The organism is Streptomyces sparsogenes (assembly GCF_001704635.1).
Lineage (GTDB): Bacteria > Actinomycetota > Actinomycetes > Streptomycetales > Streptomycetaceae > Streptomyces > Streptomyces sparsogenes.
This window is the reverse complement of record NZ_MAXF01000061.1, coordinates 25,637-41,106: the sequence shown is the minus strand read 5'-3', so window position 1 is coordinate 41,106 and position 15,470 is coordinate 25,637. Positions and strand designations below refer to the sequence as shown.

Annotated in this window: 16 protein-coding genes; 9 read left to right on the top strand and 7 right to left on the bottom strand. The window is 69.0% G+C overall.

The window, feature by feature from the left end:
• Positions 1-7 precede the first annotated feature (7 nt).
• The 3 genes from gnd to dnaA all read right to left on the bottom strand — a co-directional run bounded on the left by gnd (position 8) and on the right by dnaA (position 4,912).
• Positions 8-886, bottom strand: a complete 879-nt coding sequence (gnd, locus tag BBH68_RS13320) for a phosphogluconate dehydrogenase (NAD(+)-dependent, decarboxylating) (protein WP_065962022.1) — start codon at positions 884-886, stop codon at positions 8-10.
• A gap of 90 nt (positions 887-976) precedes the next feature.
• Positions 977-2,107, bottom strand: a complete 1,131-nt coding sequence (gene dnaN, locus BBH68_RS13315; RefSeq protein WP_065962020.1) for a DNA polymerase III subunit beta — start codon at positions 2,105-2,107, stop codon at positions 977-979.
• Between the two features lie 933 nt (positions 2,108-3,040).
• Positions 3,041-4,912 (bottom strand): chromosomal replication initiator protein DnaA, encoded by a 1,872-nt coding sequence (dnaA, locus tag BBH68_RS13310; RefSeq protein ID WP_065962017.1) that lies wholly within the window; start codon positions 4,910-4,912, stop codon positions 3,041-3,043.
• Positions 4,913-5,367: 455 nt separating this feature from the next.
• Between dnaA and rpmH the strand changes: the two genes are divergently transcribed.
• The 9 genes from rpmH (at position 5,368) to BBH68_RS13270 (ending at position 12,166) form a co-directional block, all read left to right on the top strand.
• Complete coding sequence (gene rpmH / locus BBH68_RS13305) at positions 5,368-5,505, top strand: 50S ribosomal protein L34 (protein WP_003956500.1); 138 nt, start codon at positions 5,368-5,370, stop codon at positions 5,503-5,505.
• A 24-nt stretch (positions 5,506-5,529) separates the two neighbouring features.
• Positions 5,530-5,913 (top strand): ribonuclease P protein component, encoded by a 384-nt coding sequence (gene rnpA, locus BBH68_RS39275; protein WP_076970915.1) that lies wholly within the window; start codon positions 5,530-5,532, stop codon positions 5,911-5,913.
• Positions 5,910-6,227 carry a membrane protein insertion efficiency factor YidD gene (yidD, locus tag BBH68_RS13300; RefSeq protein WP_065962016.1) on the top strand — a complete coding sequence of 106 codons (318 nt, stop codon included), beginning with the start codon at positions 5,910-5,912 and terminating at the stop codon, positions 6,225-6,227. Before rnpA ends, yidD begins: the two co-directional genes overlap by 4 nt.
• 3 nt (positions 6,228-6,230) lie before the next feature.
• Entirely contained in the window at positions 6,231-7,385 is a 1,155-nt protein-coding gene (gene yidC / locus BBH68_RS13295; RefSeq protein WP_065962013.1) for a membrane protein insertase YidC, read from the top strand.
• 14 nt (positions 7,386-7,399) lie between these two features.
• Positions 7,400-7,909: a Jag family protein gene (locus tag BBH68_RS13290; protein ID WP_065962011.1), complete on the top strand. Its 510-nt coding sequence runs from the start codon at positions 7,400-7,402 to the stop codon at positions 7,907-7,909.
• Between the two features lie 129 nt (positions 7,910-8,038).
• Complete coding sequence (gene rsmG, locus BBH68_RS13285; protein WP_065962009.1) at positions 8,039-8,752, top strand: 16S rRNA (guanine(527)-N(7))-methyltransferase RsmG; 714 nt, start codon at positions 8,039-8,041, stop codon at positions 8,750-8,752.
• A 274-nt stretch (positions 8,753-9,026) separates the two neighbouring features.
• Positions 9,027-10,112 (top strand): ParA family protein, encoded by a 1,086-nt coding sequence (locus BBH68_RS13280; RefSeq protein ID WP_076970916.1) that lies wholly within the window; start codon positions 9,027-9,029, stop codon positions 10,110-10,112.
• Entirely contained in the window at positions 10,109-11,236 is a 1,128-nt protein-coding gene (locus BBH68_RS13275; protein WP_076970917.1) for a ParB/RepB/Spo0J family partition protein, read from the top strand. The genes BBH68_RS13280 and BBH68_RS13275 overlap by 4 nt, the downstream gene beginning before the upstream one ends.
• Before the next feature lie 312 nt (positions 11,237-11,548).
• Positions 11,549-12,166, top strand: a complete 618-nt coding sequence (locus BBH68_RS13270; RefSeq protein ID WP_055545947.1) for a GNAT family N-acetyltransferase — start codon at positions 11,549-11,551, stop codon at positions 12,164-12,166.
• Positions 12,167-12,249: 83 nt separating this feature from the next.
• Here BBH68_RS13270 and trxA read toward each other — a convergent pair whose 3' ends face one another.
• From trxA to sigM, 4 genes are all read right to left on the bottom strand, one after another.
• Positions 12,250-12,579: a thioredoxin gene (gene trxA, locus BBH68_RS13265; protein ID WP_065962004.1), complete on the bottom strand. Its 330-nt coding sequence runs from the start codon at positions 12,577-12,579 to the stop codon at positions 12,250-12,252.
• Positions 12,580-12,620: 41 nt separating this feature from the next.
• On the bottom strand, positions 12,621-13,577 hold the full coding sequence (trxB, locus tag BBH68_RS13260; protein WP_065962002.1) for a thioredoxin-disulfide reductase: 957 nt from the start codon (positions 13,575-13,577) through the stop codon (positions 12,621-12,623).
• 175 nt (positions 13,578-13,752) lie between these two features.
• On the bottom strand, positions 13,753-14,784 hold the full coding sequence (locus BBH68_RS13255; RefSeq protein WP_065961999.1) for an anti-sigma factor: 1,032 nt from the start codon (positions 14,782-14,784) through the stop codon (positions 13,753-13,755).
• Entirely contained in the window at positions 14,781-15,470 is a 690-nt protein-coding gene (sigM, locus tag BBH68_RS13250; protein ID WP_065961997.1) for an RNA polymerase sigma factor SigM, read from the bottom strand. The genes BBH68_RS13255 and sigM overlap by 4 nt, the downstream gene beginning before the upstream one ends.

Genomic DNA, 15,470 nt, shown 5'->3' with positions numbered 1-15,470 from the left:
GAGCTGGTTACTTCTTGTTCTCGACCGCGTGGCCGCCGAACTGGTTGCGCAGCGCGGCGATCATCTTCATCTGCGGGGAGTCGTCCTGGCGGGACGCGAAGCGGGCGAAGAGCGAGGCGGTGATGGCGGGCAGCGGCACGGCCTTGTCGATCGCGGCCTCCACGGTCCAGCGGCCCTCGCCGGAGTCCTCCGCGTAGCCGCGCAGCTTCTCCAGGTGCTCGTCGTCGTCCAGGGCGCCCACCGCCAGGTCCAGCAGCCAGGAGCGGATGACCGTGCCCTCCCGCCAGGAGCGGAAGACCTCGCGCACGTTCTCCACCGAGTCCACGGCCTCCAGCAGCTCCCAGCCCTCGGCGTAGGCCTGCATCATCGCGTACTCGATGCCGTTGTGGACCATCTTCGCGAAGTGGCCGGCGCCCACCTTCCCGGCGTGGACGGAGCCGAACTCGCCCTCGGGCTTGAGCGCGTCGAAGATCGGCTGGACCCTGGCCACATGCTCGGCGGCGCCGCCGTACATCAGCGCGTAGCCGTTCTCCAGGCCCCAGACGCCGCCGGAGACGCCGCAGTCGACAAAGCCGATGCCCTTGGCGTTGAGCTGCTCGGCGTGCTTCTCGTCGTCGGTCCAGCGGGAGTTGCCGCCGTCGACCACGATGTCGCCGGGCGACAGCAGCTCGGCCAGCTCGTCGATGGTGGTCTGGGTCGCGACCCCCGCCGGGACCATGACCCACACCACGCGCGGTCCCTTGAGCTTGTCCACAAGGTCGCCGAGGCTGTGGACGTCGGCGAGGTCCGGGTTGCGGTCGTATCCGATGACGGTGTGACCTGCGCGGCGGATGCGCTCGCGCATATTGCCGCCCATCTTGCCGAGACCGACGAGACCGAGCTCCATCAGTGATCCTTTATGCCGTAGTCATTGCGTTTCGCACCTGAGTCCGAGCCTACGCCCACGGGTTACCGCTCAGCTGTGGGCCACACCCGCTCATCCGCTGAGACGCACCGGCATGATCAGGTACTTGTAGGACTCGTCCGCCTCGGCGTCCACGGCAGGCTTCCCGCCCAGCAGAGCGGGCTTGGTCGAGGTGGTGAACGACAGCTGGGCGACCGGGGAGTCGATCGCGCTCAGCCCGTCCAGCAGGAAGGTCGGGTTGAAGGCGATCGAGATGTCGTCGCCGTCGAGCTGGGCGTCGACGCGCTCCACAGCCTGTGCGTCGTCGCTGGACCCGGCCTCCAGGATCAGCACACCCTGCTCGAAGGTGAGCCGGACCGGGGTGTTTCGCTCGGCGACCAGCGCGACGCGCTTGACGGCCTCCACGAACGGAGCCGTCTCGATCACCGCGACGGAGTTGAACTCGGTCGGGAAGAGCGTGCGGTACTTGGGGAGGTCGCCCTCGAGCAGCCGGGTCGTGGTGCGGCGCCCGGCGCCCTCGAAGCCGATCAGGCCCTCACCGGCACCCGAGCCGGACAGCGCCAGGGCCACGGTGTCACCGCTGGTCAGGGACTTGGCGGTGTCCAGAAGCGTCTTGGCGGGTACCAGCGCGACGGCGGAGACGTCGGGCGTCTCGGGCTTCCACAGGAACTCGCGGACCGCGAAGCGGTAACGGTCGGTGGAGGCCAGGGTGACGGTGTCGCCCTCGATCTCGATCCGCACACCGGTGAGCACCGGCAGGGTGTCGTCCCGGCCGGCCGCGATGGCCACCTGGGCCGCGGCGGCGGCGAAGACATCGCCGGGGACCGTGCCGGTCGCCGTCGGCATCTGGGGCAGGGCGGGGTACTCCTCCACAGGGAGCGTGTGGAGTGTGAATCGCGAGGATCCGCAGACCACGGTCACGCGCACGCCGTCGCTGGAGATCTCCACAGGGCGGTTGGGGAGGGCGCGGCAGATGTCGGCGAGCAGACGGCCGGAGACCAGGACCGTGCCGCCCTCCTCCACATCCGCTTCCACCGACACCCGGGCCGAGACCTCGTAGTCGAAGCCGGAGAGGCTCAGGGCACTGTCCTCCGCCTTCAGCAGCAGCCCCGCGAGGACGGGCACCGGCGGACGGGCCGGAAGGCTGCGGGCCGCCCAGGCCACTGCCTCCGCGAGTACATCGCGCTCCACCCGGATCTTCACCGGAACCGCCTCCTGCTGTTGCTGGCTCGCCCTGCTGGCCTTCGTCGTCGGCGCAATCGCCGGAGACCAGTCTGACGCACGCCACCGACACTCGGTGCGGCTCGGGGTCAAATCGGCGCCCGGGGCGTCGGGCGGCTCGGAGCCCGGTTGTGCACAGGCCCCACTTCGAAGCGAGTTTCCCGCTATCTCTCAGTGGTCGTAGTAGTAGGCCCTGTGGAAACCGTGGACAACTGACTTTTCGCAGGTCAGCAGCGATTTTTTATCCACCGGCCCTGTGGGCGACGCCGGTGGACAACCGGGGGTCTCTGTGGACGGCGCCGAGTTCTGCACACCCGATGCACAGGCGCGGCCCGGTTCTCCCCAGCTGCGTCCCCAGTTTTACCCACCTTCCCCACAGCCCAACCCGGCTCGTTGGTGTGATGCCTTTCACTCGTCCCGGTGACCGGGCCCGTTTCCTTGCCGAACAGTGGATGAGGGTGTGGAGAAGCTGTGGGTTACGGGCCCTCGGCTGTGGGCGGGCGGTGGACAACGCGGAGCCCGCTCTGTGGGTATCGCCGTCGTCCACAGTCTGTGGACTGTCGATTGTCACAATTCCACACCCCGCTGACCTCCCCGGATGCCGCTCCGGCGAGCCTGCCTGTGGACACAGTCGGGACAACCTGGGTGTCCCCAGGGTGTGGACGGGGGATCGGCCCAGGATCTGTGGAGAATCGGGCTCCGCGGCCATGAATTCGAACAGGCCGGAGCGGGGCCGCCGGCGCCGGGGCGGCGGCGAAGCGCGGTGGTGGCTCGCCCGGGGCGCCCCGAGGCGCCCTGTAGCGGGGCCGGAGCGCTCCCGAGCGGGGGCCGGAAACGGCGAAGGGCGCCTCGGGAGTCGTTCTCCCGGAGCGCCCTGGGTGGAATCGCGGCGCATGCGCCGCGCCGTCCGCCGCGTCAGCCGTTCTTGATGCGGTTCGTCAGCTCGGTCACCTGGTTGTAGATGGAACGCCGCTCGGCCATCAGCGCCCGGATCTTGCGGTCGGCGTGCATGACGGTCGTATGGTCCCGCCCGCCGAACTGCGCCCCGATCTTCGGCAGGGAAAGATCGGTCAGCTCTCGGCACAGGTACATCGCGATCTGCCGCGCGGTGACCAGCACCCGGCTGCGTGAGGCCCCGCACAGGTCGTCGACCGTGTGCCCGAAGTAGTCGGCGGTCGCGGCCATGATCGCGGTGGCGGTGATCTCCGGGGCCGCGTCCTCGCCGCCGGGAATCAGGTCCTTCAGCACGATCTCGGTGAGGCCGAGGTCCACCGGCTGCCGGTTGAGGCTGGCGAAGGCCGTGACCCGGATCAGCGCCCCCTCGAGCTCGCGGATGTTGCGCGAGATGCGGGAGGCGATGAACTCCAGCACCTCGGGGGGCGCGTTCAGCTGCTCCTGGACCGCCTTCTTGCGCAGGATCGCGATGCGCGTCTCCAGCTCCGGCGGCTGCACATCGGTGATCAGACCCCACTCGAAGCGGTTGCGGAGCCGGTCCTCCAGGGTGACCAGCTGCTTGGGCGGCCGGTCGGAGGACAGCACGATCTGCTTGTTGGCGTTGTGCAGCGTATTGAAGGTGTGGAAGAACTCCTCCTGCGTCGACTCCTTGCTCGCGAGGAACTGGATGTCGTCGACGAGGAGGATGTCCATGTCGCGGTAGCGCTTGCGGAACGCGTCCGCCTTGCCGTCGCGGATGGAGTTGATGAACTCGTTGGTGAACTCCTCGGAGCTCACATAGCGCACCCGCGTCCCCGGGTAGAGGCTGCGGGCGTAGTGCCCGATCGCGTGCAGCAGGTGGGTCTTGCCGAGCCCGGACTCCCCGTAGATGAACAAGGGGTTGTAGGCCTTGGCCGGCGCCTCGGCGACCGCGACCGCCGCGGCGTGCGCGAAGCGGTTGGACGCGCCGATGACGAAGGTGTCGAAGAGGTACTTCGGGTTCAGGCGCGCGGTCGGCTCGCCGGGGCCGGGCGCGGGCGCGGGCTGCGCCGCGAGCGGGCCGGGGGCGCCGGTCTGCGAGGGCAGCACCGGCGGGCCGCCGCGGGAGCGCTCGAGCGGGTCGGGGAGTTCCCGGCGCGGCTGCTCGTAGGGCGACCGGTCGTGTCCGGGCCGCTCCGCGCCCGGCCCCCGGTAGTCGGAGTGCGGCTGGTGGTCGTAGAGCTGCTGGTCATAGCCGGGCTGGGGACGCTGTGAGGCGTACGGGTCCGCTTCGGGGAAGCCGCCGAGCCGGGGCTGCTGCCAGCCGTAGTCGTCACGCGGCCGGGGCCAGGCGCCGGGCTCGGGCCGGTGCTGCTCATAGCCGGGGTAGGCGGGGCGGGCCGTCGGCAGGTCGTCGCCCGCCGGGCGGCCGTAGCCGTCCCGGCCGTCGTAGCCCTCCCGCTTGTCGTAGCCGTCCCGGCCGTCGTAACCGTCCCGGCCGTCGTAACCGTCGTAGGCGTCGCGGTTCTCGTAGGTCTCGCGGCTTTCGTAGGTCTCGCGCTGGGGCTGCTGGGGGACCACGGGCTCGGCGGCGGAGTCGTCGACGGTGATCGCGATCCGGATCGGGCGGCCGCACTCGCGGCTGAGCGTCTCGCTGACGATGGGGGCCAGCCTGCCCTCCAGCACGCCCTTGGCGAATTCGTTGGGCACGGCCAGCAGCGCGGTGTCGGCGACGAGAGCGAGCGGCTGGCACCGCTTGATCCAGTGCTCGTCCTTGGCCTCGACGCCTTGTCCGCCCTGGCCCGCGCCCTCTCCTAGCAGCCGCTCGAGCACGCGTGGCCACACTGCGGCAAGATCGGCGGGTACGTCAGCCACAGGGCACGCTCTCTCACTCGCTGGGTGGGGGACGCCGACAGGTCCACGAATGCGCGGTTCTCGGGACGGGCGGGAAGGAATCGGAGCTCAGCCACGGTAGTCAGGCCGAGGTACGCGGTTCAAGTCGTTGTCCACAGGGTGTGTACAAATGTGCCATGCGATGTCGCCGTGTGTTCCCCCTGCCCCCGGCCGCGCGGGTGCGCGTCCGCCGGGAGGGCGGCCCGGCCGCTCCACAGGGCCCTGCCGGTTTGACCGGATGGCGTAATCGCGCGTACCGTAACCAGGTCGAGTTGTCGATGGCTGCTGCCGCCTGCCTCCGATGGGCAAGGGTCGCGGACCCCGGGGTCCGGCGATCGTGAAGCGGTGCACTCGGGCGTATTGCGAGCTACTCGTGGGCGCACGGTGACAGCCAGGCGATGTCCCGCCACCACACGATTCATTTCTGGAGCCCCCGAGTGAGCAAGCGCACCTTCCAGCCGAACAACCGCCGCCGCGCGAAGACCCACGGCTTCCGGCTGCGTATGCGCACCCGCGCCGGCCGCGCGATTCTCGCGTCCCGCCGTAGCAAGGGTCGCGCCCGTCTGTCGGCCTGAGCAGCCTGACCCAAGGTCCATGACGTGCTGCCTACCGAAAATCGGCTGAGGCGGCGCGAGGACTTTGCAGCCGCGGTACGCCGAGGGCGCAGGGCCGGACGCCCACTTCTCGTCGTGCACTATCGCAGCGGTCTTGTCAGCGGTGAAACGGACCCGCACGCACCTGGGGAGAGTGCTCCCCCGGCGCGTGCGGGTTTCGTCGTGAGCAAGGCGGTCGGCGGTGCCGTCGTACGCAACCTGGTGAAGCGGAGACTGCGCCATCTCATGCGCGATCGTCTCGATCTTTTTCCCGCAGGTAGCCTTGTGGTCGTACGGGCGCTGCCCGGTGCGGGCGAGGCGGGTCACGACCAGCTGGCCCGCGACCTCGACACCGCAGTGCGGCGGCTACTGGGAGGGGTGCCGCGATGAAGTACCCGCTGCTGTGGTTGATCAAGCTGTACCAGTGGACCATCAGCCCGATGCTGGGACCGGTCTGCAAGTACTACCCGTCGTGCTCGCACTACGGCTATACGGCCATTGACAGGCACGGCGCGGTGAAAGGAACGGCGCTGACGGCGTGGCGGATCCTGCGCTGCAACCCGTGGTCGCTCGGTGGCGTCGACCACGTGCCTCCCCGGAAGCGTCCGGTCTGGCACCAGCGGCTGCGCAACCGCCTCGGTGGGCACCCCGCCGGGGAGCCCGCCGCACAGCCCGAGACCCAGCCCAACGCCCAAGGAGCCTGATTCGTGGACACGATCCTCGGTCCTCTTTATTACGTAGTTTCCTGGATCATCGTCCAGTTCCACGCGTTCTACAGTCTCGTCTTCGACAAGAACAGTGGCTGGGCGTGGGGTCTGTCCATCGTTTCGCTGGTGGTACTGATCCGTATCTGCCTGATCCCGCTCTTCGTGAAGCAGATCAAGGCGACGCGGAACATGCAGGCGCTCCAGCCGAAGATGAAGGCGATCCAGGAGCGCTACAAGAACGACCGGCAGCGCCAGTCCGAAGAGATGATGAAGCTCTACAAGGAGACGGGCACCAACCCGCTCTCGAGCTGTCTCCCGATCCTGGCCCAGTCACCGTTCTTCATCTCGCTGTACCAGGTCCTGAACCACATCGCGAACAACCGCACCGTCGGCTTCATTGACCAGGCGCTGCTGGACAGCGCCCGCCAGGCGCACATCTTCGGCGCTCCGCTGTCCGTGAAGTTCATGTCGTCCGCCTCGAAGGTCGAGTCCCTCGGCGCTTCGCTGACGGATGTGCGGGTCGTGACGGTCATCATGATCGTCCTGATGTCGGCGTCGCAGTTCTTCACCCAGCGCCAGCTGATGACCAAGAACGTCGACCTGTCGGTGAAGACGCCGTTCATGCAGCAGCAGAAGATGCTGATGTACGTCTTCCCGGTGATGTTCGCCGTCTTCGGCATCAACTTCCCCGTCGGTGTCCTCGTCTACTGGCTGACCACCAACGTGTGGACCATGGGTCAGCAGATGTACGTCATCCGCCGCAACCCCACCCCCGGCAGCCTCGCCTACAAGGCCCGCCAGGAGCGGCTGCGGGAGAAGGGGAAGATCAAGGAGGAGCCGGCCGAGGTCGAGGCCAAGAAGGTGGCCGAGGCGGCTCGCGCGAACCGGCAGCAGCCCAAGCGGCAGAGCAAGTCGCAGCGCCAGTCGGGCGCCTCGGGCCACGCCAGGGCCACGGCGCAGTCCCAGCAGGCGGCCGCCAAGCCCTCGCTGGAGAAGTCCGACTCGGAGGGGACCGGACTGGAGAAGTCCGGGCCGCAGAAGAAGGGGGCGCAGGGCGGTAAGCCGGCCGGCGGCTCGGCTTCCGGCTCCTCCCGCACCGCCAAGTCCGGGCAGCGCAAGGGCCAGCAGCGCCCCAAGCACCCGTCCAAGAAGTAAGAAGGAGTCCATCCGTGACGGAAGGCACCACCCCGGCTGCCGAGGGTGTCGACACCCTGACCCGCCTCGAGCAGGAAGGGGAGATCGCGGCCGACTACCTCGAGGGGCTGCTGGACATCGCGGACCTCGACGGCGACATCGACATGGACGTCGAGGCCGACCGCGCCGCGGTGTCGATCATCAGCGATTCGACCAGCCGCGACCTGCAGAAGCTGGTGGGCCGGGACGGCGAGGTGCTGGAGGCTATCCAGGAGCTGACCCGGCTCGCGGTGCACCGCGAGACCGGTGACCGCAGTCGGCTGATGCTCGACATCGCCGGCTACCGGGCCCGTAAGCGCGCCGAGCTCACGGAGCTGGGCACCAAGGCCGCCGAGGAGGCCAAGGGCACCGGTCAGCCGGTGAAGCTGAAGGCGATGACGCCGTTCGAGCGGAAGGTCGTGCACGACGCGGTGGCGGCCGCCGGACTGCGCAGCGAGTCGGAGGGCGAGGAGCCCCAGCGCCGGGTCGTCGTGCTTCCGGTCTGAACCGGTCCCCCCTCATGAACCACACGGCCCCGTCTGCTCGCAGGCGGGGCCGAATCTTGTCAGCCTTGCATCAGCGGTCAGCCTCGCATCAGCGTTCACCACAGTGTTCGGTATGGAAGGACGGTCCCCGTGACGGAAGCAGCGGAGCTCCCCCCGGCCCCCGAGGAGGCGCGGGAGGTATTCGGCGAGCGCTTCTTGGAGGCCGTCCGCTACGCCGAACTGCTCGCCGACATCGGGGTGACCCGCGGTCTGATCGGGCCGCGGGAGGTGCCGCGGCTGTGGGAGCGCCACCTGCTGAACTGCGCGGTGCTCTCCGAGGTGGTGCCCGAGGGGGTCACGGTGTGCGATGTGGGCTCGGGCGCCGGGCTCCCCGGCATCCCGCTGGCCCTGACCCGCCCGGATTTGCGGATCACGCTGCTGGAGCCGCTGCTGCGCCGTACGAACTTCCTCCAGGAAGTGGTCGAGCTGCTGGGGCTGGAGCATGTGACGGTGGTGCGGGGCCGGGCCGAGGAGGTCCTGGGGAAGCTGCCGCCGATGCATGTGGTGACCGCGCGCGCCGTGGCCCCGCTGGACCGCCTGGCCGGCTGGGGCGTCCCGCTGCTGCGCCCGTACGGGGAGATGCTGCTCCTCAAGGGCGACACGGCGGAGGAGGAGCTGAAGCACGCCCGTGCCGCGCTGAGCAAGCTCGGGGTCGTCGGGACGTCGGTGCTCCATGTCGGGGAGGGGATCGTGGATCCGCTCTCCACGGTGGTGCGGGTCGAGGTCGGGGAGAGCCCTGGTGGGGTGCGCTTCGCGGCCAAGCGGGCCAAGGCGGCCCGGAAGGGGCCTCGCCGCCGCCGCTGAGTGGATCTCGCGGCGAGGGCGGTAGGCCCCGTCGCGTTGCTCCGGAGGACGGGCTCGGCTGCTCCATACAAGCTGCCTAAACTACGCATACCGGAGTGTCGCGGCGAATCGGCGATGCTGTCCGTGCATCGTGTTTCACGTGAAACGTCGCTCCTTGCTGCATGGAATCATCAGTCGTGGGCGTGCGGCCGCATCGCCGCGCGACCGCCGGCCTCGACGGGACGTGGATTCATCCACAGGAGAACGGGCCTCGCTGGTTCACAACCCCCAAAGCATGGCAGGCTCTCCTCATCGCGAGCCTGATGTCGAGGAGAGTGAATCCTTGCGGTCCGACGCCAACATCGCGGGGCCGATGACCGACCCGGTCCCCGGCCCCCGTACTGAATCGGCGGGGGAGGATGTTTCACGTGAAACGCCGCCCCCGATGGACGACACCCCCATTGGCCGTGCCGCTGAACTGGCGGTCCAAGCCCTTGGTCGCGCGGGCGAGGGACTTCCCAGGCCGGAGCAGACCCGGGTGATCGTGGTCGCCAACCAGAAGGGCGGGGTGGGCAAGACCACCACCACCGTCAATCTGGCCGCTTCTCTCGCCCTCCATGGGGCTCGGGTGCTGGTCATCGACCTCGACCCGCAGGGCAATGCCTCGACGGCGCTGGGAATCGATCATCACTCCGAGGTCCCGTCGATCTATGACGTCCTGGTGGACAGCAAGCCGCTGTCGGATGTCGTGCAGCCCGTTCCCGATGTGGAGGGGCTGTTCTGTGCTCCGGCCACGATCGATCTGGCGGGCGCGGAGATCGAGCTGGTCTCGCTGGTGGCCCGGGAGAGCCGGCTGGATCGGGCCATTCAGGCCTATGAGCAGCCCCTGGACTACATCCTCATCGACTGCCCTCCGTCGCTCGGCCTCCTGACGGTCAACGCGCTCGTCGCCGGCGCCGAGGTGCTGATCCCGATCCAGTGTGAGTACTACGCCCTGGAGGGCCTGGGGCAGCTGCTGCGCAACGTCGACCTGGTGCGGGGCCATCTCAATCCCAAGCTTCATGTCTCGACGATCCTGCTCACGATGTACGACGGCAGGACCCGGCTGGCCTCGCAGGTCGCCGATGAGGTACGCAGCCACTTCGGCCATGAGGTGCTGAGGACCAGCATCCCGAGATCGGTGCGTATCTCCGAGGCCCCCAGCTATGGGCAGACGGTCCTCACCTATGACCCGGGGTCCAGCGGAGCGCTGTCCTATCTGGAAGCGGCCCGGGAGATCGCGCTCAGGGGGGTCAGTGTGCACTATGACGCCCAGCGGGCCCACACTATCCCAGAGATCAGCCAGCACGACCAGCACAGCATGCAGGAGGGGATTCAGTGAGTGAGCGACGCAGAGGGCTGGGCCGTGGGCTCGGCGCCCTGATCCCTCCCCCGCCGAAGGGGACGGATGGCTCCGGGCCCGCTCCGGCGGCGGGAACGGTCACGGCGACGGGAGTCTCCACCTCACCATCGGCGATCCCGGCGCTGACGCCGGAGCGCGGTGTGGCGGCGGCCAAGGTCGCTGCGCTGCCCCCTCATGGCCTCCCTCAGGAGAACGAGGCTGCTCCGCAGCAGCAGGAGGAGGTGCTTCCGCCCGTCCTCGATGCGGTGGCCGGAGCCCACTTCGCCGAGCTGCCGCTGGACTCCATCACGCCCAATCCGAGGCAGCCGCGTGAGGTGTTCGACGAGGACGCTCTCGCCGAACTGGTCACCTCGATCCAGGAGGTGGGGCTCCTCCAGCCCATCGTGGTACGGCAGTTGGCTCCCGAGCGCTACGAGCTCATCATGGGTGAGCGGCGCTGGCGGGCTTGCCGGGAGGCGGGGCTGGAGAAGATTCCGGCGATCGTCAGGGCGACCGAGGACGAGAAGCTCCTGCTGGACGCGCTTCTGGAGAATCTGCATCGCGCACAGCTCAACCCCCTGGAAGAGGCGGCCGCCTACGACCAGTTGCTCAAGGACTTCGAGTGCACGCATGACGAGCTGGCGGACCGCATCGGGCGCTCGCGTCCCCAGGTCTCCAATACGCTCCGGCTGCTGAAGCTGTCCCCCAAGGTGCAGAAGCGGGTCGCGGCAGGGGTGCTCTCCGCGGGCCACGCCCGGGCGCTCCTCGGCGTCGACGACCCCGAGGAGCAGGATCGGCTGGCGTACCGGATCGTCGCCGAGGGGCTCTCGGTGCGGTCGGTCGAGGAGATCGTGACCCTGATGGGCTCGCGAGCGGGCGGTGCGACGAAGGCGAAGGGCCCGCGCGCGGGCACCAAGATCTCCCCCGCGCTGACGGACCTCGCTTCCAGGCTCTCCGACCGCTTCGAGACCCGGGTGAAGGTGGACCTCGGTCAGAAGAAGGGGAAGATTGTCGTCGAGTTCGCCTCGATAGAGGATCTTGAGCGCATCCTCGGCACGCTCGCCCCGGGCGAGGGGCCGGTTCTCGAGCAGCGGCTCTCTGAAGCGGCGGACGAGGAAGAGTAGGACACCGGACTTACGGACGAGGCGGAGCGGGTCGTATTCCGGCGGTGGTGGTCGGAACACGACCCGCTCTTTGCTCAAGGTCGGTATCGGTGCAATCTCGGCACGGATACGATGCGATCAGGTAGAGCGGATCCATGTGGAGGCGTTTCATGTGGAGGGCAAGGCCATGCGGACGGTGAGCCGCACGGGGCTGCTGGCCACGGGATTGGGACTGGGGGCCGTCGGCGGATTCGTCGGCAGTCTGCTCAGGGAGCGCAATGCGCTGTCGGCCGCTCGTACCGCGGCCGGCGACGGAAATGAGGGACTGGCTTCATGGGGCGTCGGCTCGTACCGCTCACGCTGGACAACCTCCCGGACATCCCCAAGCGCTGTCGCGCCTGTGTCTTCTGGGAGCTCGACCCGGTCAGCGGCGAGGCCGCGGTAAGGGCCGGACGTCCGGAGCTGGAGAAGGAAGCCTGGATCTCGGCTGTTCTGCTGGAGTGGGGTTCCTGCGGCCGGGTGGTCTATGTGGACGATGTGCCGGTGGGCTTTGTGCTCTACGCTCCGCCGGCGTATGTGCCACGCTCCACGGCCTTTCCGACGAGTCCGGTGGCGGCGGACGCCGTACAGCTCATGACCGCATGGCTGATGCCCGGGTATCAGGGGCAGGGCCTCGGCCGGGTGATGGTGCAGACGGTGGCCAAGGATCTGATACGGCGCGGCTTCAAGGCGATCGAGGCCTTCGGGGACGCCACCTGGAAGGAACCGGCGTGTGTGCTGCCCGCGGATCATCTGCTTGCCGTGGGCTTCAAGACCGTGCGGCCGCACCCGCGGTATCCGAGGTTGAGGCTGGAGCTGAGGACGACGATCTCCTGGAAGGAGGACGTCGAGCTGGCTCTGGACCGGCTGCTCGGTGCGGTGCAGAAGGAGCCCGCGCTTCGCCCGCTGTGAGCCGTCGGCCGTAGGTTTCACGTGAAACGCGAAGGGGCTGCCCCAACGGGCAGCCCCTTCGTGGTGGAGCGAAGGCTGACGGTTCAGCCGATGAAGTCCGCCAGGTCGCGCTCGATGGCTGCCTTCGGCTTGGCGCCGACGATGGTCTTGGCGACCTCGCCGCCCTGGTAGACGTTCAGCGTCGGGATCGACATCACGCCGTACTTCGCGGCGGTCGCCGGGTTCTCATCGATGTTGAGCTTCGCAATGATGATCTTGTCGGCGTGCTCGGCCGCGATCGCCTCCAGGGACGGGGCGATCTGGCGGCACGGACCGCACCACGCGGCCCAGAAGTCGACGAGCACCGGCTTGTCGCTCTTGAGGACCTTCTCCTCGAAGTCGGCATCTGTCACGGTCACCGTGGCACCGGCCATGGTTCTCTCCTTTATCGGTTGCTGCAGGGCGGAAGGCGTGGTCAGGCGGTGGTGTTGGCGCTGTCGGCGAGAGCGGCGAGGTAGCGCTCGGCGTCCAGGGCGGCGGAGCAGCCCGTGCCGGCCGCGGTGATCGCCTGGCGGTAGGTGTGGTCCACGACATCGCCCGCGGCGAAGACACCGGGCAGGTTGGTCCGGGTCGAAGGCGCTGCGACCTTCAGGTAGCCCTCGTCGTCCAGGTCGAGCTGGCCCTTGAAGAGCTCGGTGCGGGGGTCGTGGCCGATGGCGATGAACAGACCGGTCACCGGAAGCTGGGAGGTCTCCCCGGTCTTGACGTCCCGCAGGGTCAGGCCGGAGAGCTTGTTGTTGTCTCCGTGGATCTCGGTGACCTCGCTGTCCCAGATGAACGAGATCTTGGGGTCGGCGAAGGCGCGATCCTGCATCGCCTTGCTGGCCCGCAGGGTGTCACGGCGGTGGACGACGGTGACCGACTTGGCGAAGCGGGACAGGAAGGTCGCTTCCTCCATGGCGGTGTCGCCGCCGCCGATGACGGCGATGTCCTGGTCCTTGAAGAAGAACCCGTCGCAGGTGGCACACCAGGAGACGCCACGGCCGGAGAGCTCGTCCTCGTGCGGCAGGCCGAGCTTGCGGTGCTGCGAGCCGGTGGTGACGATGACCGTCTTGGCCCGGTGGACCGTACCGGAGGAGTCGGTGACGGTCTTGATGTCCTCCGAGAGATCGACCGAGACGATGTCGTCCGGGACCAGCTCGGCGCCGAAGCGCTCCGCCTGGGCCCGCATGTTGTCCATCAGGTCGGGGCCCATGATCCCCTCGCGGAAGCCGGGGAAGTTCTCCACGTCGGTGGTGTTCATCAGGGCGCCACCAGCGGTCACGGAGCCTTCGAAAACCAGCGGCTTCAAGGAAGCCCGGGCGGTGTAGAGCGCGGCCGTATAGCCCGCGGGCCCGGAACCGATGATGATCACGTTGCGGACGTCGCTCACGGATGTCTTCCTTGTCTCTGCCGAGTGCCGACTGCTGACTGCTGACTCAGAGCGGCGACGTCCGGAGTTCCCCGGAAAACCGCCGCCACCCCACCCAACGGATCCTACGGGGCCCGCATTCCCGGGTGGCGTCAGGCGACCCCTCCGTGTGCCGTGTGCCTCAGTCCCGCGCGCCTCAGTGCCGCGGGTAGGTGCGCGAGACCAGGCGATCACCGGCGGTCGACGGCGAGTGCTTGACGCACGTCGAGTCGATCACGAAGGCGTCGACGAGCTCACTGTCGGCGTGGTGCGGCAGCACCACGAGATAGACGTCCTTGCCGGCGTAGGTGTCCTGCTGAGCGGCGAGAGGGACATCCGAGCGGCCGGTGCCCGCCTGGACGCAGGAGGGCACCAGGGGGTCCTCGGCGCGCAGGGGCATGTCCGGGGTGTCCTGTGAGTTCACATCGCTGGAGGAGGTGGTCCTCTTCTGGTCGGCGAGGAGAGCGTGCACCCGGGCCTTGAGGGTCGCCGCGGAGAGCGCTTCCGCGTCGGACGTGGATTGCTTTCCTGTGGTCTGGGTGTCGGAGCCCGCGCTGTCGTGCGTGGTGGAGCCCGACTGGACGAGGAAGGAGCCGAGGCCGATCACAGCAGCCGCGCAGGCGGCGCCCAGGACGGTCCTGGGCCAGCGTCGGGGCTGATTGCGCCGGGTGCCAGGTCGGGTGCCAGGTCGGGTGTCGGGCCGGCCGTCAGACCGGGACTTCCAGCGCCCTGGCCCGGTGCCGGCGCGCGGGCGTCCCGCCGGGCGCTCCGCCGGCCGTTCCGCGGTGCCGGCCGGGGTCGGCTCTGCTTCAGCGAGCGGCTTCCGGACGGGCGCGGACTTCGAGGTTTCACGTGAAACGCTCGGCGGTGCCTCGAGCTCTGCGTCGAGGGCTGAAGTTTCACGTGAAACATCGACCCGGTCGTCCGGGGCGGTCGCGTCGAGGAGCGCTTCGGCGGCGAGTGCCGCGTCTATGCGCCCCGCGATATCCGCGGGCATCTGCACCGGCCCGGGAAGGGTCCCCAGCAGCGACCGGATCTCATCCAGCGAGGCTCGCACATCGGCACACAGGACGCACGCGGCGAGGTGGTCGCGGACATGGGCGGTGCGGTCGGGGGGCAGCAACCCCTCGGTGAGCGCGGAGATCTCTGTGACCTCCGGGTGCTCGTCCGTGTCGGTCGACGATGTCACGCTCGGCCACCTCCGCCCTTCACGGCATCTGCGTCGTTCGGTCCTGCCGCCGGTGGGACGGAAGTCCTCTGCGTCCGGTTCCTTGCCCCGTCCGGCGAGTCGCTACCCCTCCCGTTCGGACGGAGATGTGACAGCAGGGGCACCAGGCGTGCGCGTCCCCGGGCGCAGCGGCTTTTGACCGTGCCGGTGGGGACGTCCAGAACTCTCGCGGCTTCGGCCACCGGGTAGCCCTGCATATCCACGAGGACGAGGGCTGCCCGCTGCTCGGGCGGCAGGGTGGCAAGAGCACTGAGCAGCTCGCGGTGGAGATCTCCCCGCTCCGCCGGTGCGGCGGCCGACTCGTGGGGTTCCAGGAGCTGCTCGAGCCGCTCGGTTTCCGCGAGGGGGGAGGTGCGGCGGGAGGCGGCCTTGCGGGCCCGGTCCAGGCAGGCGTTCACGGTGATGCGGTGGAGCCAGGTCGTGACGGCCGACTGGCCACGGAAGGTATGAGCGGCCCGGTAGGCGGACACCAGCGCGTCCTGGACCGCGTCGGCGGCTTCCTCGCGGTCGCCGAGCGTGCGGAGCGCCACCGCCCAGAGCCGGTCGCGGTGGCGCCGCACGATTTCACCGAAGGCGTCCGGGTCGCCGGCGACATGGCGCTTGAGGAGCTCGCCGTCGCTCATGCCGCCGCACCTGGCGTCATCCAC